General features: G+C 49.0%; 20 protein-coding genes. 6 read left to right on the plus strand and 14 right to left on the minus strand.

Annotation, left to right across the window (positions count from 1 at the left end; genetic code table 11):
- Positions 1 to 41: 41 nt before the first annotated feature.
- Positions 42 to 380 carry a P-II family nitrogen regulator gene (locus tag ACXAH4_RS11955; RefSeq protein WP_119501953.1) on the minus strand — a complete coding sequence of 113 codons (339 nt, stop codon included), beginning with the start codon at positions 378 to 380 and terminating at the stop codon, positions 42 to 44.
- Between the two features lie 247 nt (positions 381 to 627).
- On the opposite strand from ACXAH4_RS11955, the gene ACXAH4_RS11960 reads away from it, so the two are divergent.
- Positions 628 to 1,170, plus strand: coding sequence for a GspH/FimT family pseudopilin (locus ACXAH4_RS11960; RefSeq protein ID WP_303573090.1), 543 nt, complete (start codon positions 628 to 630; stop codon positions 1,168 to 1,170).
- On the opposite strand, the gene ACXAH4_RS11965 is transcribed toward ACXAH4_RS11960, so the two are convergent.
- Positions 1,167 to 1,553, minus strand: a complete 387-nt coding sequence (locus ACXAH4_RS11965) for a type IV pilin protein (RefSeq protein WP_474882030.1) — start codon at positions 1,551 to 1,553, stop codon at positions 1,167 to 1,169. The two genes, ACXAH4_RS11960 and ACXAH4_RS11965, sit on opposite strands and share 4 nt — an antisense overlap.
- 83 nt (positions 1,554 to 1,636) lie before the next feature.
- Between ACXAH4_RS11965 and ACXAH4_RS11970 the strand changes: the two genes are divergently transcribed.
- The 4 genes from ACXAH4_RS11970 (at position 1,637) to ACXAH4_RS11985 (ending at position 4,389) form a co-directional block, all read left to right on the plus strand.
- Positions 1,637 to 2,146 (plus strand): prepilin-type N-terminal cleavage/methylation domain-containing protein, encoded by a 510-nt coding sequence (locus ACXAH4_RS11970; protein ID WP_474842513.1) that lies wholly within the window; start codon positions 1,637 to 1,639, stop codon positions 2,144 to 2,146.
- Complete coding sequence (locus tag ACXAH4_RS11975; protein WP_474882031.1) at positions 2,140 to 2,745, plus strand: hypothetical protein; 606 nt, start codon at positions 2,140 to 2,142, stop codon at positions 2,743 to 2,745. Before ACXAH4_RS11970 ends, ACXAH4_RS11975 begins: the two co-directional genes overlap by 7 nt.
- Before the next feature lie 73 nt (positions 2,746 to 2,818).
- On the plus strand, positions 2,819 to 3,856 hold the full coding sequence (locus ACXAH4_RS11980) for a hypothetical protein (protein WP_474842517.1): 1,038 nt from the start codon (positions 2,819 to 2,821) through the stop codon (positions 3,854 to 3,856).
- A 14-nt stretch (positions 3,857 to 3,870) separates the two neighbouring features.
- Complete coding sequence (locus ACXAH4_RS11985) at positions 3,871 to 4,389, plus strand: hypothetical protein (protein WP_474882033.1); 519 nt, start codon at positions 3,871 to 3,873, stop codon at positions 4,387 to 4,389.
- 6 nt (positions 4,390 to 4,395) lie between these two features.
- Here ACXAH4_RS11985 and ACXAH4_RS11990 read toward each other — a convergent pair whose 3' ends face one another.
- From ACXAH4_RS11990 to murJ, 11 genes are all read right to left on the minus strand, one after another.
- On the minus strand, positions 4,396 to 4,866 hold the full coding sequence (locus ACXAH4_RS11990; protein WP_119501960.1) for a type IV pilin protein: 471 nt from the start codon (positions 4,864 to 4,866) through the stop codon (positions 4,396 to 4,398).
- Entirely contained in the window at positions 4,866 to 8,933 is a 4,068-nt protein-coding gene (locus ACXAH4_RS11995; RefSeq protein WP_474882035.1) for a PilC/PilY family type IV pilus protein, read from the minus strand. The genes ACXAH4_RS11990 and ACXAH4_RS11995 overlap by 1 nt, the downstream gene beginning before the upstream one ends.
- An 11-nt stretch (positions 8,934 to 8,944) precedes the next feature.
- On the minus strand, positions 8,945 to 9,517 hold the full coding sequence (locus tag ACXAH4_RS12000) for a PilX N-terminal domain-containing pilus assembly protein (protein ID WP_119501961.1): 573 nt from the start codon (positions 9,515 to 9,517) through the stop codon (positions 8,945 to 8,947).
- Positions 9,517 to 10,356 carry a PilW family protein gene (locus tag ACXAH4_RS12005; RefSeq protein WP_474848027.1) on the minus strand — a complete coding sequence of 280 codons (840 nt, stop codon included), beginning with the start codon at positions 10,354 to 10,356 and terminating at the stop codon, positions 9,517 to 9,519. The genes ACXAH4_RS12000 and ACXAH4_RS12005 overlap by 1 nt, the downstream gene beginning before the upstream one ends.
- Positions 10,353 to 10,973: a type IV pilus modification PilV family protein gene (locus ACXAH4_RS12010; RefSeq protein WP_303573082.1), complete on the minus strand. Its 621-nt coding sequence runs from the start codon at positions 10,971 to 10,973 to the stop codon at positions 10,353 to 10,355. The genes ACXAH4_RS12005 and ACXAH4_RS12010 overlap by 4 nt, the downstream gene beginning before the upstream one ends.
- Before the next feature lie 156 nt (positions 10,974 to 11,129).
- Complete coding sequence (gene ispH / locus ACXAH4_RS12015; RefSeq protein WP_119501964.1) at positions 11,130 to 12,074, minus strand: 4-hydroxy-3-methylbut-2-enyl diphosphate reductase; 945 nt, start codon at positions 12,072 to 12,074, stop codon at positions 11,130 to 11,132.
- A 17-nt stretch (positions 12,075 to 12,091) separates the two neighbouring features.
- Positions 12,092 to 12,538 (minus strand): FKBP-type peptidyl-prolyl cis-trans isomerase, encoded by a 447-nt coding sequence (gene fkpB / locus ACXAH4_RS12020; protein WP_119501965.1) that lies wholly within the window; start codon positions 12,536 to 12,538, stop codon positions 12,092 to 12,094.
- A 14-nt stretch (positions 12,539 to 12,552) separates the two neighbouring features.
- On the minus strand, positions 12,553 to 13,071 hold the full coding sequence (gene lspA / locus ACXAH4_RS12025) for a signal peptidase II (protein ID WP_303573080.1): 519 nt from the start codon (positions 13,069 to 13,071) through the stop codon (positions 12,553 to 12,555).
- Entirely contained in the window at positions 13,064 to 15,883 is a 2,820-nt protein-coding gene (ileS, locus tag ACXAH4_RS12030; protein WP_474882036.1) for an isoleucine--tRNA ligase, read from the minus strand. The genes lspA and ileS overlap by 8 nt, the downstream gene beginning before the upstream one ends.
- Positions 15,884 to 15,937: 54 nt before the next feature.
- Positions 15,938 to 16,870: a bifunctional riboflavin kinase/FAD synthetase gene (gene ribF, locus ACXAH4_RS12035; protein WP_474842535.1), complete on the minus strand. Its 933-nt coding sequence runs from the start codon at positions 16,868 to 16,870 to the stop codon at positions 15,938 to 15,940.
- Positions 16,871 to 16,960: 90 nt separating this feature from the next.
- Positions 16,961 to 18,520 carry a murein biosynthesis integral membrane protein MurJ gene (gene murJ, locus ACXAH4_RS12040; RefSeq protein ID WP_474842537.1) on the minus strand — a complete coding sequence of 520 codons (1,560 nt, stop codon included), beginning with the start codon at positions 18,518 to 18,520 and terminating at the stop codon, positions 16,961 to 16,963.
- Positions 18,521 to 18,828: 308 nt separating this feature from the next.
- Between murJ and rpsT the strand changes: the two genes are divergently transcribed.
- On the plus strand, positions 18,829 to 19,089 hold the full coding sequence (gene rpsT / locus ACXAH4_RS12045; protein ID WP_119501969.1) for a 30S ribosomal protein S20: 261 nt from the start codon (positions 18,829 to 18,831) through the stop codon (positions 19,087 to 19,089).
- Positions 19,090 to 19,163: 74 nt separating this feature from the next.
- Here rpsT and ACXAH4_RS12050 read toward each other — a convergent pair whose 3' ends face one another.
- Positions 19,164 to 20,342 (minus strand): alpha/beta hydrolase, encoded by a 1,179-nt coding sequence (locus tag ACXAH4_RS12050; protein ID WP_474882038.1) that lies wholly within the window; start codon positions 20,340 to 20,342, stop codon positions 19,164 to 19,166.
- Positions 20,343 to 20,546: the final 204 nt, after the last annotated feature.

Raw genomic sequence — 20,546 nt, forward strand, 5'->3', positions numbered from 1 at the left:
AAAAGAAGCCGGTGCAGCGTCAGCTCACCGGCTTTTTTGTATCAGATCGCTTCTTCGTTCTGTTCACCGGTACGAATACGGATAGCCGTTTCAACCGTGGTAACAAAGATCTTCCCGTCACCAATCTTGCCAGTTTTTGCTGATGACTCAATGGCTTCAATGGCCTGCTGAACCTGATCGTCTGCAAGTACCAGTTCCACTTTAATCTTTGGCAGAAAATCTACCTGATATTCAGCACCACGATAAAGCTCAGTGTGCCCTTTCTGACGTCCAAAGCCTTTTACTTCGGTGACAGTCATGCCGGCAATTCCTACTTCGGCCAGTGCCTCACGAACATCATCCATCTTGAACGGCTTGATAATCGCTTCAATTTTTTTCATAACTTGCTACTCGTTGTTTAGTGAACTGATACGACTAAGTCTATGTCGTTATTGCAATAGTTTACACAAAGATTGCCTGACGTACATAGACAAAGCATCTCTTTGACCTGCAAATTACCACACCGGAACTGCATTTTACTTTGCTCGGTAAAGTATAGAGATCCAGCCGTTTGCTGTCTTTTATATACGCATTTTCTGTGCATTTCGGTTAATCTGACCTTCGGGTAACTGAATAATTGCATCAGGTATGAACGCGCAAAAAGGACTGTCTCTGATAGAACTGATGATCACTGTAGCCATCATGGCTCTGCTGATCACTGTCGGCGCACCTGCCATGCAGTCCGTTCTCCAGCAAAACAGGGTGATAGCGGCAGTAAATGATATCAGCGGCGCTGTGCGGATGGCCCGTTTCACCGCCATTGATCAGGAGCAGACTACCCTGCTTTGCCCCACATCTGACTACAAAAATTGTTCAAATGACTGGACTCAGGCAAAAATCGTTTTTATGGATGCCAATCTGAATGGTGCCAGAGACAACGATGAACCGCTTATACTCTCTACTGATCCTCTGGGTACCGGCCTTGGACTGGACGGAGTATCAGGCACCCTGACGTTTGCCGCTGATGGCAGTGTCAGCAATGCTGTCACCATCAAAATTTGCCCGTCGTCAAAGGATGCCAAAGCCGCATCGGCCGTGCTGATTACCTTATACGGCCGCGTATCTGTTGCCACAGATGCCAGTGGTAACGGCATTAAAGAAGATCTCAACGGCAGCGATTTGTCCTGCTAATGCCAGCATTTTACAGGCGCATATGTGCCTGCAGCATCCAGCGTCAACGTATCGCAGCCATCGTTTAACCCTTTAATCCGGTCAGCACGAAGTACATACCCGCCTGCAGAAACATTAATGACCGTGAACGTATACTTCTTAATGACCGGGGCCGATAACGCCACCTGACCGGCATAACCCGCATTCGCCAGACGAAACCGTATTTGCTCTGCCTGCCACCGCAGCAGCTGACTTCTTGCCTGTTGCTGTTCGTGCCGGTTTAGCAAATCAACGAAGCCGGGTACTGACAATGCACTGAGAATACCGGTGACAGCCAGTGCCATCATCAGTGACATCAGCGTCACACCCCGCTGAGATAAAAAATCTTTCCTTTGGTACAGCATACAATTCCCTGCTCACAAAATAGACTGACATCACTTTATCAAAACGGCAGACCAGTTCGCTGCCGCCTATAAGGACAGTTGTCATGCGTCAGGGATTTTCGCTTACAGAACTGCTGGCCGGACTTGCCATAACAGCGATAGTCGCGAGTCTTTCTTTGCCTGCTATTCAACATCAATATCGTCTGGGACAACTGACCAGGTTGCTGGATGCAGTACAACTGCAATTCAGACGGGCGCAGTCTGTGGCACTTGCCGGCGGCCAGCACGGTTACATTGCCATCCATGCCGGCACATCCTGGTGTACGGTGGTTACGTCAACGGTGTGTCATTGCAATATTCCTGCGTCCTGCTCAGCCTCAGCACTTTTTAAGCCGGTGAACAGTGGCGGCTACCCGGCCACATCACTGGTTAATAATACTTTTAACCCGGCTCATTTTGCCCGGTTCAGCAAGGGTAGCGGCAAAGCTTCCGGTAATGCAGGCTCCCTGACATTCGATGTGTCAGGACTTCGGGGCAAGATGATTGTAAGCAGCCAGGGCCGCATCCGCGTTTGTCTTGAAAATATGGACTACGGAGGATACCGGGCATGTTAAAAATTCAGGCGGGCTTCAGTCTGTCCGGCATGCTCATTTCCATGGCGACCGGCCTGACGCTCATTGCCACCTCAGCATCACTGATTGCTTCAGTGAAAAACAGTCAGCAACGCCAGACAAGTGCTCTGTTGCTGGAAGATGAAATGGTTCGTGTCACATCGTTACTGCGGCAACAGTTAAGGGAAAGCGGTAAAACGGGAAATTACCTGCAAACGCTCATTCAGTCAGGGAATCCGGATACAACGTTCACCTCAAAGCTGGCAAGCGGCGCTTACGGAAATGAACCCGCCGGCAGTTGTATTATTTATGCATCAGATCTCAATCTGAACGGCGTCATTGACAGTCAGCCTGTGAATGAGAGAAGAGGTTTCAGACTCAGAGGCAAGGCGCTGGAAACGCGGATTAACGGCCGCACATGTACTCAGTCCGGATGGCAGGATATTACCGATCCAAATTTTGTGACTGTCAGTCAGTTTACTGTGAGTCTGGACAGGAAACAGCAAACCACCGATATCATCGTTTCTCTTGCCATGGGTCTCAAAACAGCCAGTGACATTTCCAGACAAAATACATTCATTGTCACGGTATATCATGATTAGACTGGCCCGAAAACACAGGCAGCAATGCTCCGGCATCAAATTAGTACCGCACGGAGCAATATGGACCGGCACAGTGTTACTGTTATTGCTAATTGTTGTACCGGCAGGTGCCACACTGACTGTTATGCTGTCCGGATCTGCTACGCAGTTTCTGTTACGTAAAAATGCAGTAGTTACCCGTGCAGATCTTGCCGGTGATGTGATTCAGGCTCAGGCCGAAATTAATTATGCCGCCAGCTGGCCACCTGCCCCGCTTTCCGGCGCGAACATGGTGTTAAGCCAGCCGGGTGTTCAGACTGTCCGCCATGCAACAGTTCACAACATCACTCTGGATGTCAGCCGCGCAGTGGACAATGGTATGCTCAGCTCCCGTGTGGAACTGACAAAGTTTCCTTTTTTGCTCTCCATTCCGGCCGCACCTGTGGTGTACAACGGTTCAACGCCGTTACTGGGCACATTTGCGCTGTATCTCCCGCCGGCAGGGTCTCATCCGGATTTTGTTTATTCATTGTGGTCCGCAGCTTCTGTTGATATGTCAGTCAATGGCAGGATGACCTGTGCAGATTCATTTACCGGTCAGGACTTATGTCCGGTATCACCGCTGAGTAATACGCCGTTTAAAAGTGCTGATATCAAAGATGCAGATAATAAAATCGCTATACCACCGGGAGATTATCTCTTCGGGCTGGATTTGGATAACGCTGACTTAACCATCATTGCTCTTCTGAGCCGCAATATCTACACGGACTGTCAGGCTCTGCCCGCCACAGATGTCATCGTATATGTAAAAGGTGACTGTACGCTTTCAGGTAACAAAACCCTGGGCAACAATGCGTCGCCTGTGTTGCTCATTATAGAAAATGGTCATATCAAAATGGAAGATAATGCGGTGGTGAACGGCGTTGTTGTCAGTTACAGAAACAACAGCGGTTTTAGCCGTAAAATACAGATTTCAGACAGTGCCATTATTAACGGCAGTTTGCTACTTAATCATCCCGCCACGGCAGACAGTCACCTCCGTGTGGCCTATCACTACACTATTCTGCAAAACCTGCAACACCACCCTTTTTTACAACAAACCGGCATAGTACCCGGGACAGCACATCCATGACGGGACAGTTAACGATGAAAGGATTTATACAGACTGAATTGCTGGTGGCATTTATTCTTTTAACCGGCTCTCTCACTGCCAGCCTGATGACCATGCAATCAAGCATTTCTGCAGCGCTGGCACTTCATGACGCAAGTCAGGGATTACTACTCGCGCAGACACTGGGCAAACAATTGTCAGATACCGGAAGAAACGGTACCAGTGAAATGGCTGACTTTTTTAATCAGGGAAATAACCTGTCAGCCAACGTGGTCAGTGGTACGCATACAGTGAACAGCGGACCGGTTGCGCCGGCAATGCAGTTCACAGTCAGTTGGCAAATCCAGCCCCGCTATATCCATTCAGGAAATGTAACCGGCACTGCGGCAACAGCAGATGTTCCCTGGCCGGTACTGAAATCCGGTACCCTGTCGGTGAAATGGAAAAGTCATGACGGCATTCAAGCCAGTAGTCCGGTCACGGTGAGCAGCCCTCACCCGCTCATTTCTGCAGATGTGCGTAAAATCAGCCGGCTGAATGCTTTAACACCATGAGAGGGATCAGCAGGACCAGCAATACTCTGAGCTGTCGATACTGCCGCTGTTATTTTCATCCCAGGCTTTACGCCCGTCGCTGTAATACAAAATGATACCATCCGATGCCTGACTGGTACCGGACACCGGCGTAGCTTTTATCTCGTAATCTGTTGCAGAGGCAGCCTGGATGGTCAGGGTATAGCGCTTATCTGAGGCACTTTCAGAGGCCGGTGACCAGTTATTAAAAATAGTTGGTGTACCGGTATCACTACCACCCGATGCAGCGCCCTCATAAGTAAAACCACCGGTATGATGACGTTCCATTGCTGCTGCGAACGCCATCAAATCAGACTGTGCCGTCTTACGGTAGCTTTCCTGAATAACACCCTGATAAGCGGGATATCCTACCGCCACCAGGATGCCCGCAATAGCCACCGCAATCATCAGTTCAATCAGAGTAAAACCACGCATCTCTTTCATTTTATCCTTTTTCATTATTGGCGCTCTTTCTCTGTGGTCCAGCTGTTTTGCTGTACCCGTTCGAAGCGGCCGAAGATATTTTGTGCCAGACAGGCAAAGGCCGATGTGCACTGCTCTTCGTTACCATCCTGGTCGACGCTGATCACTGCAGACACACACTCTGTGCCCAGACAAACTACCGGTTCCACGATTTCCTCAATGAGAATTTTCGTTTCAGGCGCAATACCGGTCTGTTTCAGCTCAGCGTAGCGATCCTTTTCATCAATATCACCGTCATTATTCAGATCATCCACTGCATTACCCGTCAACATATCTACCAGATACGCACGGCTGTTACCGGTAGGTGGCGCACAGTCACTTTCTGAGCTCGCAGCAGGTACATACGTGGTAAAGAAAATTTTGTAATCAATGATCAGAGGTGAAGACAACACTTTTTCCCCTCCGGTAGTCAGCTTTATAAACCAGCCATCTTTCCCTGCAAGCTGGGTTGCCGCCACACTTTGTGTGTTGGCGTCTGAACTGCTCAGTAGCGAATTAGTGGCATCGTACAGAGTGGATTCAGTTACGCCTGTGTTAAACACATATTCGCCGTTGCTGTCGTGTTCAAAAACACCTTTGTCTTTAATGAAATAGAAACGGTCATCCACATCTACATCCAGCGGCGAGGCGCGCCAGCCAGAGCCGATAGCGACGCCGTAGAATAACTCATCGCCCAGCGCGATTTCAGAGACATCTGCACCGTAATAGAAACGGCGGTTATCTGTATTGGTTGCCCCGCCTAAATCAGCGATACGGGCACCTTTAACAAAGTCGCTGCCAGTTTTGCCGTTGTAGATATCCATACGGAACAACTGCCCGCCCATGTCTGACACATACATATGGTCTGCATATCCATCGTTATCACGGTCAATCACTGAAATCCGGCTTGGAATGCTGTACTGCATCTCAGCAATATTGAGGTTTGCATCACTGTTACTGGCGTGCCAGAGCAACGCACCGGTATCGGCATCAAACATGTACACAGCATTACCAATACCGTCAGGATCCCTTGTCAGCTTTGTATCGTGACCGTCTGCGTAACCACCACCCACAATCATGACATTCTTTTCGGTACTGCCCATTTTCACTTTGGTAATGGTAGGACGGGACCAGGTTTGTCCCATTTTCTCAAGTCCGGTTGTGCCGCCACGGATTGCAAATACCAGTTTGGGAGATGTTTTGCTGGTTACATCGAATACATAATAATTACTGCCACCACGACGCATGCCAAGATACAGGTAGGTTTTACTGCCGACTGTGCGCAGAACCATATCACCGTCAAGGCCATAGATGTGTGTATACGAAGAGGCATTCTGGTAAAAGTCGTGCAGATTGGCCATCAGCTCTTTCGGAATAATCGCGAAGTTTTCTTTACCGGTGGCGGCATCAAAGGAATGCAGGAACCCCTGATTGGTTGCAACAAAAATGGCTGAATCATTGGTACCGTAGTTAACAATGACCGGCTGAGAGTGAATTGGGTCGCCCATTTGCAGGCGCACATCAGAGGAGTCGCCGTCACCGTCAGAATCTTTAACGTCGACCCCCCGTGACCATTTCAGCAACTCACTTCTCAAGGTTACCGGATTAGATGACGTGGTAATTGCCAGATCTGCGGTGGTAATGAGCGCATTGTTCTCATGCACGGCATTCAGACTGGATGCAATAGAACCGGGTGAGTCAAAGAAATACACATTACGGTTGATATTCATCTGGCTGGCCGTTCCGCCTTCCCTCACATCGTTGCCATCGGCCAGCGTGGACCAGTAGCTGTGAGATGAATCTGAGAAGAATCCTGTTACAGAGTCCACTGCTCCTGCGCCATTTTTATCCAGAATCGTGTCACCGCTAATTTTGTATTTTTTCACGTTACCGGGCCAGATAGTGCCCTCTGATGGCTTAAATAAAGCAAAATACAGCTCGTCTTTGTGGGTCAGACGGTTCATCTGGTTAACGGCCACACCCGGTGACACAAAGGTAGCATTTACATCTTTTACTGAACGCAGGATAGTCTGGAAAGCCGTAAGCAAATCATCACTGTTATCCACCTGATAGAAACCACCGCCGCTTTGCAGCGCGATCTGGTTAAGGAAGTTGTTCGCATTGCTGTTGGCAGCAAAACCGATAGTGTGGGTGATAACACGACGGTCTATCACAGACGTTTCGGTTTTACTGATGTTCTTCACCAGGTCCAGACCGCACTTTTCACCACCGGAACCGGTGCAGGACTTACCCAGCATAGACTGAATTTTACTGACACTGTGGTTACTGTTTGCTTCACCGTCAGACAGTAACACGATGTGGTTATTGGTCTGACACTGCAAATCTGTGACCGGAGAAATATAGGTTGCACCGGATGGAATGTATTCGTTAATACAATCCGCATCACTCAGGTTGTCATCACTGCATCCGTAAGGACGAACCGGATCTGAGCCGCTGTAAGAATTACGGTGGCTGACACGGGTACTCTTACGCACATCACCTGACACATTGTTGTTACCGCGGGTCAGGCCATAGTCCACAGACAAGCCGCCATAATAGCGGGTTGCCTCGTACAGGGTATCCACAATGGGGGTGTAACCACTGGCTTTAAGTTCGTCCACTTTGCCGATAAGGTGTTCACGTACGGTGGAAGAAACCCCCGGCGTTGCATTGCCGTTAAATTGAATGTAAAGCTGTGGTGCACGTGACGCACTGCCATTCACCGAATAAGCTCCACGGTCACCGTAGAAATCACTTAATATCAGCATTAAATCATTCCCGGCGCTCCAGCCACCACGATTAACCACTTCCTGAACCACGCTGGAAATATCCGGAGAGACATGCTGCCATTTACGATAAAAGGTGGGCATGTTCCAGGTAATACCACTGGTCTTAGACTTATTTCTAAGCAGATAGCGGCTATAGTTCTTAAAATTCTCAGCATCATTTTCTGCTGATGCTGAAATTTTCATGGACGCACTGCCGCCGTGATAGTCATAACCGGTAAAGACGAGATAAGCTTTATTGATGGTAGCGTCCTTTGGCACATTAATATTGGTAAAACGCATGCCGATGTACGCGTTGTAGTTTGAATTCATGGTCAGCTCAGTACCGGTGGACTGATAGCCATTGTTCTTTTCCTCAGCGTTGTCCCTGGTGGAAGACACCTGAAACAGGCTTTCACCTGAAATACAGCCTGTGGCGGTAGATTCATCATAGGTGACCACCAGCTGCGGTGAGCCTGTGGTGCCGTAATCTGCCGATCTGGCTTTGCGCTCACTGCTGCTGTCAGTACTGCTACCTTCAAGAATAAGACTCAGGTTCTGACCGCCACACCAGCCCGCCTGATCAACGATTTCCTGTATGACTGGTGAAAAATCCGGTGTTGAAATCACATCATCAGTGACGGGAAACTCATTATCAGTGGTCCAGTCAACCTGACTTGCGGTTGTGGCTCTTGATGAAATATCAGATGATGCTGTGGAAAACGGCTGACTGTCGGCCGCCAGTTCACCGCGAATAGTGATCACAGAAGCCGCTGAGTTTAACTGTGAGGACGTCAGACGCATATAAGCGCCGGTAATCGTGGCGCCCTGAGGAATATTTAAACCGGTAAAACGCAAACCGCTTGTTACCGTCGCCGTACCGTAGGTGAAATAAACCGCATTGGTGTTCACATACACCGAACCATTTATCTCGGAAGCATCGTCAGTACTGCCGCCGGTTGACGTGATCAGCTCAGGATTGATGGCTTCATCAATTCCCTGTAACGGAAAGAGTACTGGGCCGCCATAATCAGAGAAACGCATCAGGCCGGCATTAATATTGGTTGCCTGGTCCAGCGCCGCTTTCAGCGCATTTTGTACTCTGAGCATCCTTGTCTGACTGGTGTTGTCATAAGCCGCCATACTGCCCGATGTATCCATAATGAACAGTACATTCGGCAAATAGGTTTTCGATGAGTCTGCTGTCCCGAGATAAATATCCAGATCGTCACCCCATGCCGCGAAGCCGATGCACGACCACATAAGAAATGAAATAAACCAGCGTGATACTTTTTTCATTTTCATAATTCCTACTGCGAAGCGGGCGCGATAACAGCGGCAGTCACGGTATTTGCCACCACCGTTGAACGCTCGGCTACCTTGCCACACCCTCTGACAACAAACACGTGACAGTTAACGTTACTACCACCAATCACATTACTTGAGCCTCTGCAGGCCTGCTCACGTACGAAAGCGGTTTTCGACCAGCTTTCAGTACGCATATCATTCTGATAATTACCGCTTCCGTTGTGTTCTGAGCCGGTATTCAGTACTGAGGTAGTTACCCGACGGTCAGTCCAGTTCTGATCAGAACAACTCAATGTATCGGAATCCGGATCAAACTGAGTTCCCTGACGGGCTTCTGACAAGGGATCGGTTTTACTGGAATCGGTCAGTAAAATTTCGTCTTCAGCTTCAAAAAACACCCCGGCCAGTGCCGCTTCCGCAGCATCGAAAGCCTGCCCGGAACGCTGCATCGACACAGCCATTTTACTCTGCCCAAGACTTGACGACACAGCACTGACACCCAGGATAGTCAGTGATAATAAAATAAGCAGCGCCAGAATAAGTACCATGCCTTGCTGAGGCTTTAATCCTTGCATCACAGGCTCCTCACAAAATTCTTCATATTGCGTAACGCCAGTGTTTGCGTGAACACCTGAAAATAGTGCCCGCTGTCAGTAGTTACCGCGCTCTCATTCAGTACGGCTATATTGCGGCTGGCGATATTTGAGACCTGAGAGGCATCACTTTTTAACAACACCCCGATGCGTACCGATACAACCTGACGGTTAACCGCCCGCAATGCTGACAACTGGCTGGCGGTGACGTACTGAACAGCTTGTCCCTGAGAACCGGTGGCGGTGGCCGTAACCCCGTACTGCACCTGAAAACTCACGACATTGTCCATCAGAACCACTGACTTGCTGGTACCTGTTGCCGTTTTTACACCACGCAATGCCCTGCCATCGTATCCTGAACAATAGAGTTTTTCTCCGGACACGTAGTAACGGTTAACCACGTGAAATTCGTCATTGCCTGTGTAGCCATAACGGTTTCCGGTGCAATCCTCCCGCCCCAGAAAATTCACTACCAGTTCATCATCAGCGCCGCTTCCGCCCTGGCTTGAGCCAAGGGATGCGCTGGACAGATAATCCCCCGGCAAGCCGACAGGACGGTTCTGAATAAATGCCGCTTCAACAAGGGGGTCTACCGTGGTATCCACTCTGGCTACTACCTGGTCGTAGCGCCCGGCCTCAATAACTTCGCGGTTCAGCCTTGCCATAACAAAACGTCCTGACTCCTGCACCTGGCTGACCGCCTGATTCAGGGAATTTGTCACTCTGGAACTGACCATTGTCTGGATCACTGCACCGCTGATCACCAGACCCAGCACCAGCGCGATCATCATTTCGATTAAGGTAAAGCCCCGCTGATTCATAGTGTGATGTCCTTAACCACGCAGGCATTACTGTCGCCGGAGTCAGGGTTACACCGGGTATTTAACGTGTACTGTTGCCTGGAGGAAGACGAAACCGGCCAGGTCAGCATAATATGAATGCGGGAGCCTGCTGAGCAGGTGTCAGCATCTCCGCTGTTACTGTCAGTGCAGGACACATCCAGTGTAATGGCTTTATTAGTTTGTACTGCTGCACAGGACAATGACCACGCATCGTACTGCGCTATCTGTGCTTCGCTGCATGTGCCGCTTTCACAGTCGGGAATGGAAGAAGGCAGGCTCAGACAGTGACACGCATACGTATCACCGGAACCACAGGACAGCGTGGCAAAATTATAATTGTTACTGGTGAAATAAGCGTTATTCACTACCATTCCGTCGCCTGCCGTGGCCGGCCGCGTGGCAGCCCGTAACCGCTCTGCTACCTGTTCGGCAACCAGTTCAGACTGTGTGCGGCTTATCGCATCCCTGTTCGCAAAAGAACCCACAAATTGCAGAGATGCAACGCCAAGCAGACCGATAGCAAGCACGAACAACGTTATGAGGACTTCAATGAAGCCCACACCGGTTTGCCGTTTTTGCAACGTATGCTGACGCATAACTAGTCTACCTGTTCAAAAATTAAACTTACCCCGCATTTATCCTACATCAGAGGGGCATTTTAATAAGTATCGGCAGAAATCGTTGGGTATTGAAAAGTATAATTCGCGGAGCAGCAACACTCCGCGATGAAGAAAGGCGTAACGGTGAAGGAGTTAACTGACTTGTTTAATACGTAACTCTTTAGGCACGGCAAATTCTACGTTTTCTTCACGTCCGGGACGTTCAGAAGCACTTTGCGCTCCCCATGCCTTAAGCTGATTGACTACCCGCTGCACCAGCACTTCCGGCGCAGAGGCACCGGCGGTAACACCGATGTGTTCAACACCTTCAAGCCACGCTTTCTGAATACAATTTTCATCGGCAATAAGATGCGCCTGCGCCCCCATTTTCTCCGCGAGTTCACGCAGACGGTTGGAGTTGGAGCTATTAGTAGCACCGACAACCAGCAACACTTCGCAATCTGTCGCCAATTCACGCACGGCATCCTGACGGTTTTGCGTAGCGTAACAAATGTCGTCTTTGCGTGGACCGCTGATTGCCGGGAATTTGTCTCTGAGTGCATCGATAACATCCGCAGTATCATCTACCGATAACGTAGTCTGACTGCAGAAATACAAATGCTGCGGATCCTTCACTTCCAGCTTTGCAACATCTTCGCTGGATTCCACCAGATAAATGCCACCTTCCGGATTATTGTACTGCCCCATTGTACCTTCTACTTCAGGGTGTCCGGCGTGACCGATGAGGATACATTCCGTGCCGGTTTTACTGGCGCGTGTCACTTCCATATGCACTTTCGTTACCAGCGGACAGGTTGCATCAAACACTTTCAGTCCGCGGGCTTCTGCTTCTTTTCGTACTGCCTGAGAAACGCCGTGAGCTGAAAAAATAACGATGCTGTCATCCGGCACTTCATCAAGCTCATCAACAAACAGTGCGCCACGCTCTTTTAGTCCGTCCACAACAAATTTATTGTGGACCACTTCATGACGTACATAGATAGGCGGGCTGAACATTTCCAGTGCACGTTCAACAATTGTGATGGCACGGTCTACACCCGCACAGAAGCCACGGGGGTTGGCAAGATGTATTTGCATAAAAGCTCCGCTAAACCTTACGCTGCAGAATTAATAACGTCGATTATCTCGACATCGAAAATCACCGTCTGACCTGCCAGCGGATGATTGAAATCTACGGTAACAGAATCTCCGGCAAGACTTCTGACAATGCCCGGTACTTCGCTGCCGTCAGGCTGTGAAAACGCCACGATCATACCTTCCTCAAGGTTTAGATCATGGCTGAAACGGGTGCGTTCCATATGATGGATATTATCCGGATTAGGCTGACCGAAAGCGTCTTCAGGGGCCAGCGTAAAGGCCTTTTTATCGCCCTTACTCAAACCCAGCAGGCACGCTTCAAAGTTAGGTGTCAGGCTGCCATCGCCCATCACCAGCTTGGCCGGCTTATTCAGGCGGGTACTGTCAGCGGCAGAACCGTCTTCCAGCTTTAAATCGAAGTGCATGATCACTTCAGATTGGGCATTAATCACAAAATCACTCATACTGCGTGCTCCTGTTACGAATTTGAACCGGCGCTGTCAGACGCATTGCTTTCATCTTTACTGGTAAGCATGTCCCACACCAGTAAGGCAGCACCAATAAAAATGGCGCTGTCTGCAAGGTTAAAAGCCGGCCAGTGTGACTGACCAACATAAAAGTCTAAAAAGTCGATAACGAAACCGTGAACCAGCCGGTCATAAACGTTACCTATGGCACCACCCAAAATAAAACAAAACGCCACCGGTAACAGCTTCTGTCCTTTTCCGGCCTGTTTCAGCCACCATAGAATAACGGCACTCACCCCTACTGCAATAGCGGTAAAAAACCACCGTTGCCAGCCTGAGGCATCATGCAAAAAGCTGAACGCGGCACCGTAGTTACGTACATAAGTTAAGTTGAAAAACGGCAATATCTGAATGGACTCAGACAATGCCATTTTGCCGATAACTTCGTACTTGCTCCATAAGTCCAGTACCACCACGACAGCACTTATCCATAAAAAGCGCAGGCCGGTATCAGTCAACAGTTTAGGCATATTGACGATTTTCCCCTTCACCGTCGACGTTAGTTACGCAACGTCCGCATAATTCAGGGTGTGCTTCGTAACTGCCCACGTCATCACGGTGATGCCAGCAGCGAACACATTTTTCACCGCTGCTCTTCGTCACTTCAATGAACAGGCCATCCAGCTCTGTGGCTTTCGCGCTGTCTGTTTTTTCGCTTAACGGCAACAGCTCAACACCGGAAGTAATCAGGACGAAACGCAGTTCATCTTCCAGCTTGTCCAGTACAGATTTCAGTGCGTCATCTGCGAACAGTTTAATATTCGCTTCCAGTGAACCACCTAACTGACCGTCCTTACGCGCCTGCTCCATCGCCTGGTTGGCCGCGTCTTTCACTGTCATCACTTTATGCCAGTAAGCATCGTCGAAGCCGCCTTCTGTCGCAAAGCCAGCGAGGCCTTCGTACCAGGCTTCAGTGAATACAAATTCACTGCGCTCACCGGGTAACGCATCCCAGATTTCCTGGGCGGTGAAACTGGTGACCGGAGCCATCCAGCGAACCAGTGCTTCGATGATGTGGTACAACGCAGTCTGGCACGAACGACGGGCATTGCTATCCCCTTTCGCCGTGTATTGACGATCTTTAATGATATCCAGATAAAAACTGCCCAGTTCAATTGAACAGAAGTGAGTCAGTTTTTGTGATACCACCAGCATGTCGTAATTGTTGTACGCTTCAATGATTTCATTTTGCAGCTTTTCAGTGCGGGCAACGATCCAGCGATCCAGAGCAACCATATTGTCCGGTGCAACCGCATCTTTAACCGGGTCGAAACCATTCAGGTTAGCCAGCAGGAAACGGGCGGTGTTACGGATCCGGCGGTACGCATCAGCAGCACGTTTTAAAATCTCATCGCTCACCGCGATTTCGCCGCGATAGTCAGTCGACGCTACCCACAAGCGCAGTATGTCTGCGCCCAGCTTGTTTGTGACCTGCTGCGGCGCGACCACGTTACCGATGGACTTGGACATCTTACGGCCCTGCGCGTCCACAGTGAAACCGTGCGTCAGCACTTCTTTATAAGGAGCGTGACCATACATAGCTGTGGAGGTCATTAAAGACGACATGAACCAGCCACGGTGCTGGTCAGAACCTTCAAGGTACAAGTCTGCGCTGGCAGGAATATCGTCACGACGTTCAACAACAAAATAATGCGTTACACCAGAGTCAAACCATACGTCCAGCGTATCAGTCACCTTTTCATACTGCTCAGCATCAGCACCTAACAGTGCAGCATCGTCCAGATCCCACCAGGCCTGTATTCCTTTTTGCTCAACAGCTTGCGCCACCGTTTCGATGATAGCAGCAGTCTCCGGGTGTAATTCACCGGAAATACAGTGTACATAAAGTGGGATAGGCACACCCCAGGTACGCTGACGTGAAATACACCAGTCAGGACGACCCTCTACCATTTTCTCAATGCGGTTCTGGCCCCACTCAGGGATCCACTCTGTCTTCTCAATTTGTTCCAGAGACGCTTTTCTCAGACCTTTTTTATCCATGCTGATAAACCACTGAGGCGTAGCACGGAAAATGATTGGCGTTTTATGGCGCCAGCAATGGGGATAGCTGTGCTCATAATTGATATTCAGCAGCAGGTTGCCGTTCTCTTCGAGCTTTTCGATGATCGGTTTGTTTGCTTTGAACACGAACTGACCGGCAAACAGCGGCGTTTCGTCATTATAGACACCGTTGTTTGCAACAGGGTTGTAAACTTCGATGTCGTATTGCTTACCAACATTAAAGTCGTCTACACCGTGAGCCGGTGCTGTGTGTACAAGGCCGGTACCGGAGTCCGTAGTAACGTGGTCACCTAAAATGAACGGTACAGTGATATCCAGGAACGGGTGATTAACGGTCAGCTTTTCAAGTGACTGGCCCGTGCAGGTTGCCACTGTTTTAAAGTTTTCCACGCTGTAACGTGTCATACAGCTTTCAACCAGATCTTCCGCCAGAATTATCCAGTCGCCGCCGTCCAGTTCAACCAGTGAATACGTCAATTCAGAATGCAAACTAATCGCGCGGTTGGCAGGCAATGTCCATGGCGTGGTGGTCCAGATAACCGCTGACGCATTATGCGCTTTTAAGTCACCGGCAGACACACCAAATGCAGCAGCAATTGCGTCTGCATCCGCTACCGGGAATTTCACATCGATAGCTGGCGAAACCTTATCTTTATATTCAACTTCTGCTTCTGCCAGTGCTGAACCACAGTCTGTACACCAGTGAACCGGTTTGAAACCTTTTTCCAGATGTCCGGAGTCCGCAATTTTGCCCAGCGCGCGGATGATGTCGGCTTCAGACTTAAAATCCATGGTTTTATAGGGATTATCCCACTCACCAAACACACCGAGGCGTTTAAAATCTGCCATCTGGCCATCGATTTGCTTTTGCGCGTAGTCGCGGCACTTCTGACGAAACTCAGCCGCAGAGACTTTTACGCCCGGCTTACCGACTTTCTTTTCAACCATTAATTCGATGGGCAGACCGTGACAATCCCAACCGGGAACATAAGGCGCATCGAAATCAGATAAGGTTTTAGCCTTAACGATAATGTCTTTCAGAATTTTGTTTACAGCGTGACCAATGTGAATATCACCGTTCGCATAAGGAGGGCCATCGTGCAAAATAAATGGCTTCTTACCTGCTTTTGCTGCGCGAATTTGTTTGTACAGGTCTTTTTCCTGCCAATCGTTAAGCATCGCCGGTTCTCTTTGCGCTAAGTTGCCACGCATAGGAAAAGGCGTTTCCGGTAAATTCAATGTCGGTTTGTAATCGCTCATAAACTCGTTATTTCCGTCCACCTGCCGTTGCGAAAGGTCGCAACAATTTGATAATTAAATGCCGGCAATGCCAAACAGCGCTCTTGCTGCCTGCGCATCGCGCTGAATCTGTTGTTTCAATGCGTCAAATGACGCGAATTTTTCTTCATCCCGTAATTTCTTTACCGGATAGACTTTTATCTGCCCGCCGTACAGCGAACCGCTATAGCCAAATATATGCACTTCCAGTTGCGTGCGTTTGCCCGCCACAGTCGGACGGGAACCCACATTGGCCACGCCATAATAGCGGGTGTCATTGACATCCACGGTTACGGCAAATACGCCGTTAATGGCCGGGCGTGAACGTTTCAGTAATACATTGGCTGTCGGGAACCCGATTGTGCGCCCTTTTTTCTCACCGTGTACCACTCGACCGTCTATCACGAATGGCCGCCCCAGCATGTTACCGGCTTTTTCAAATTCACCGGCCGCCAGTACTTCACGCACTGCTGTGGAACTGATGCGGCAATCATCGACCATAAAGCTCTGGGTACTTGCGACTTCAAACCCCATGCTCTGCCCTGCCCGCTGCAACATGGAAAAGTCACCTCGGCGACCACGGCCAAAACGGAAGTCATCGCCTACCACCAGGAATTTCACGCCGAGACGCTCAACCAGCAACTCTTCGATAAAGGTGTCTGCAGACTGACTGGCAAAATACTCATCAAAGCGGACACACAATAAACGGTCAACATCCTGTGCTTTCAGTAACTGATATTTTTCCCGTAAGGTACTCAGGCGCGCAGGAGCTGTATCGGGACTGAACAGCTCTTCGGGCTGAGGCTCAAAAACCATAACGGTAGAGGGCAAGCCGAGTTCACGGGTTTTTTCATGTACATTTGCCAGTACTGCCTGATGGCCCCGGTGAACACCGTCAAACTTGCCAATAGTCAGCACGCACCCGCTATGATCGGGGCGCAAATTATGAAGACCGCGAATTAATTCCACTTGCTGCCGGGTTCCTGTAAGCCTGAGACTGAATGACAAAGCTCGCGATTATAAACGACCCGCACCGTAATACCAATCGTTGCGCATAGATTATCCGCCAAATGCCCGAAAGTGTCGTTTGCGGACACCTGAAACAAGCAAAACGAAGAGGAAAACAGCTACAGCGGAGCCAATAGTGAGAGTCACATGGTAAATTTGTGCAGTTAAATCCAGCGCATAAAATGCGTCACCCTGATCTAAATACACAATGACACCCGCCATCAGAGTGCTGGCAATCACCACCTTAATAAGGAAAAACAGCGTTTCTCTGCTGGCCCTGTACACACCGTTTTTATGCAGTGTTGTGTAAAGCAGACCGGCATTCAGTGTGGCTGACAAAGAGGTCGCGATAGCGAGGCCAATGTAGCCGTAAGGAATAGCGAAAATCAGGTTAAACACCATATTGGCAATCATGCACCAGATCCCGAATTTTACTGGTGTTTTGGTATCCTGGCGTGAAAAGAACCCGGGCGCGAGCACCTTTACCCACATAAAACTCACCAGTCCGAAGGCATAGGCCACCAGCGAATAGGATGCCATACGGGCCGTTTCAGCAGTGAAAGCACCACGCTGGAAAATAACTGTCATAATCGGCTCAGCCATAAATGCCAGACCCACAGCAGCAGGAATACCCAGTAACGACACCATACGTACGCCCCAGTCCATGTTGCCACTGAATGCTTTGGGGTCGTTCGCCACATGATTGCGCGACAAAGTCGGCAGAATGACCGTTGCGATGGCAATACCGAACAAACCGAGTGGAAACTCCAGCAACCGGTCTGAATAATAAAGCCAGCTGATTGAGCCGGTAACAAGAAAACTGGCAATGAGAGTGTCGAACAGCAGATTGATCTGCCCTACCGACACACCAAACAGTGCGGGGATCATTAATGTGCGTACTTTCACCACGCCGGGATCATGCCAGCCCCATTTTGGCTTTACAAGTAATCCGGCCCGGTACAGAAACGGCAGTTGGAATAGAAGCTGAACGATACCGCCAATAAAGACGCCCCATGCCAGCGCAAAAGCCGGCTGGGATAAAGCCGGTGCCACGAACCAGGCGCATAATATGATACAAATATTCAGTAATACCGGTGTAAAAGCGGCCACGGCAAAGCGGTTTAACGTATTTAAAATCGCCCCTGCCAATCCGGTTAATGTGATAAAGGCTAGATAAGGAAAGGTGATTTTAAGCATGACAGAAGCGAGCTCAAATTTTTCACCGGCTTCTTCTCCCTGCCACCAGGCGATGAACCAGCCTGTACCAAAAATGGCTGTGAGTACCGGGGAAGCAAGAACACCCAATATGGCTACCACAAAAACAATCGCACCCAGCGTACCGGAGACCCTCGCAATAAAAGCCCGCAGTTCTGCCTTGTCGTCTTGATGGTGCACTTCAGTGAGCACAGGAATAAATGCCTGGGCAAACGCACCTTCAGCAAACAGGCGTCGCAGGAAGTTGGGAATTTTGTTTGCGAAGAAGAATACGTCAGCTGCCGCGCCATCTCCCATGAGTTTCGCTACAACGACATCCCTGACCAACCCGAGTATGCGGGAGATAAATGTCATCACACTGACAATGATCCCCGACTTCAATAACTTTCCTGACACGCGCGCCCTGCTAACTGAAAAATTCAGACCGCCACTATAGCGGAAGCGGGGGTTTGACGAAATCTCCGCAGAGAAAAATTCTGTACCGTAACAGTGTGTTGAATTAAAGATGAAAAAAACATGACAGACAGATGAATTCCCCATTTTGCCCTGCTATAATCCGCGCATCTCACGGGGGATGCCTTTATTGCGCAATCTCAAAACTATTTTTCCTGAGGTGTCGGGCAAAATAGTTTGACATTTGGTCGCCGGATGAGCATAATCCGCACCCTATTTTTTAGACATGTATTTATTTTGGGAGTTACACCTTGGCTAACATTAAGTCTGCTAAGAAACGTGCAATTCAAGCCGAAAAGCGTCGTCAGCATAATGCCAGCCGTCGCTCCATGACTCGTACAAGCATCAAGAAAGTAGTTGCCGCTATCGCTGCAGGTGATAAAGAAGGTGCACAAGCTGCACTGGCCGCTGCTACTCCGGTACTTGACAGAATGGCAACCAAAGGTTTGATTCACAAGAACAAAGCTGCTCGTCATAAGAGCCGTCTGTCTGCGCAGATTAAAGCGCTGTAAGACAAGCTGACGAGAAGTAAAAAGCGCCTTAAGGCGCTTTTTTTATGTCTGCAATTTTACCCAGCTTTGAATTATCACTGACTATCAGTCTCCCCGCCCCTCATCAATTTCAACAGGTTTGCTTTGCGGGTTTTATACGCACCTGCCTCCACATTTTCAGATATACTTTTTTCCACAGCCAGCGTACGCATCTTTAATGCTTTGTCGAGTTCACCATTTGCCTGGTAGCCATCAGCTAAACTGTCATAAGCATCAGCCATTTCGGGAAAAGTCCTGACGTTCTTCTGAAATAGTGTAATCGCGTTCTTAAAATCCTTTTCACCCAACGCTTTATAACCCAAATAATTAATTGCTTTATAAACTGGCTTTGCGTTGAAGCTATACCGCTCTGACTGGTCTGCGTAGAATTGCAAAACCGCCTTCTCTCCCTTTTCCAGTACGTCAGGAGCCGGCAAAAGTAGATTATTAAAGTGCTTCAGTGCGAGAGCATGTCCGGCAAGCGCGATGGTGTTGTGTGTTTCAGAAGTATCTAAGTCCATGTTATAGAAAAAACCATCCGGCACACGCTCACCCAGTAAAGACGTAAAGCGTTCAAAAGCACTTTGCATTTGTCCGTCTTCACTTCCCTGATTTACGTAAAGGTATTTGTTCAATTCAGGAGTGTTCTGATAAAAGTCCCGTGCTTGCTTGAAAATCACCTCATCATGCCACCATAAACTGGGACTGAATGCAAAGTATGCCTGAAAAAGTGCAGGCCTCGTCTGAAGAGCATAAACGGTCAGTAGCCCGCCTAACGAATGCCCGGACAAAATCCGTAATCCATTTGTGCGGAAATTTTCATCTACATGAGGAATAAGCTCCTGACCAATAAATGAAAGGAAATCATCCGCTCCCCCGGAAATTCCCCACTCGTCATAATCAGGATTTCTTGTAGGTGTAAAATCCCTTGTTCTGTGGGTATTCATAATGGCTATGATTATCATCTCTTGCGCCATATTTGACTGGTTCAGTAAATCCAGTGTGCCGGCTACATGATTTAAATTTCTCTGTCCGTCCAGAAGAAACAGCACAGGATATTGCTTATTTTCATAAAGCCTGTAATTGTTAGGGAGATGGACAAGAAGCTCTCTCGTTTCACCGAGAATTTTGGAATCAATCAACACCGTTTCATTACTGCCACGAACAGCTGCGCAGGAGAATTGCGAATAGCCCGTAATGAGCAATGCCAATAAAATAAAAAACAAGTTCTGCATTAATAATCCTTTATCCGGTAAATCCTGTTTCTGCAAAGTCCCGCTGTGCAGCATTTTCCTGTTTTAAATAGCTTTACTTAATAGGAGCGGGACACCGTGGTACTGTAACTGAGGTACAGGTAATAATGCAAAATTGACGAGAGGCAATTCCCGCCGCTGCGAAAAAACTACACAAAAGTGTGTTGCCGGGTAGCAACGTTAACG

It is taken from the genome of Alteromonas sp. ABV2_168 (assembly GCF_056161165.1).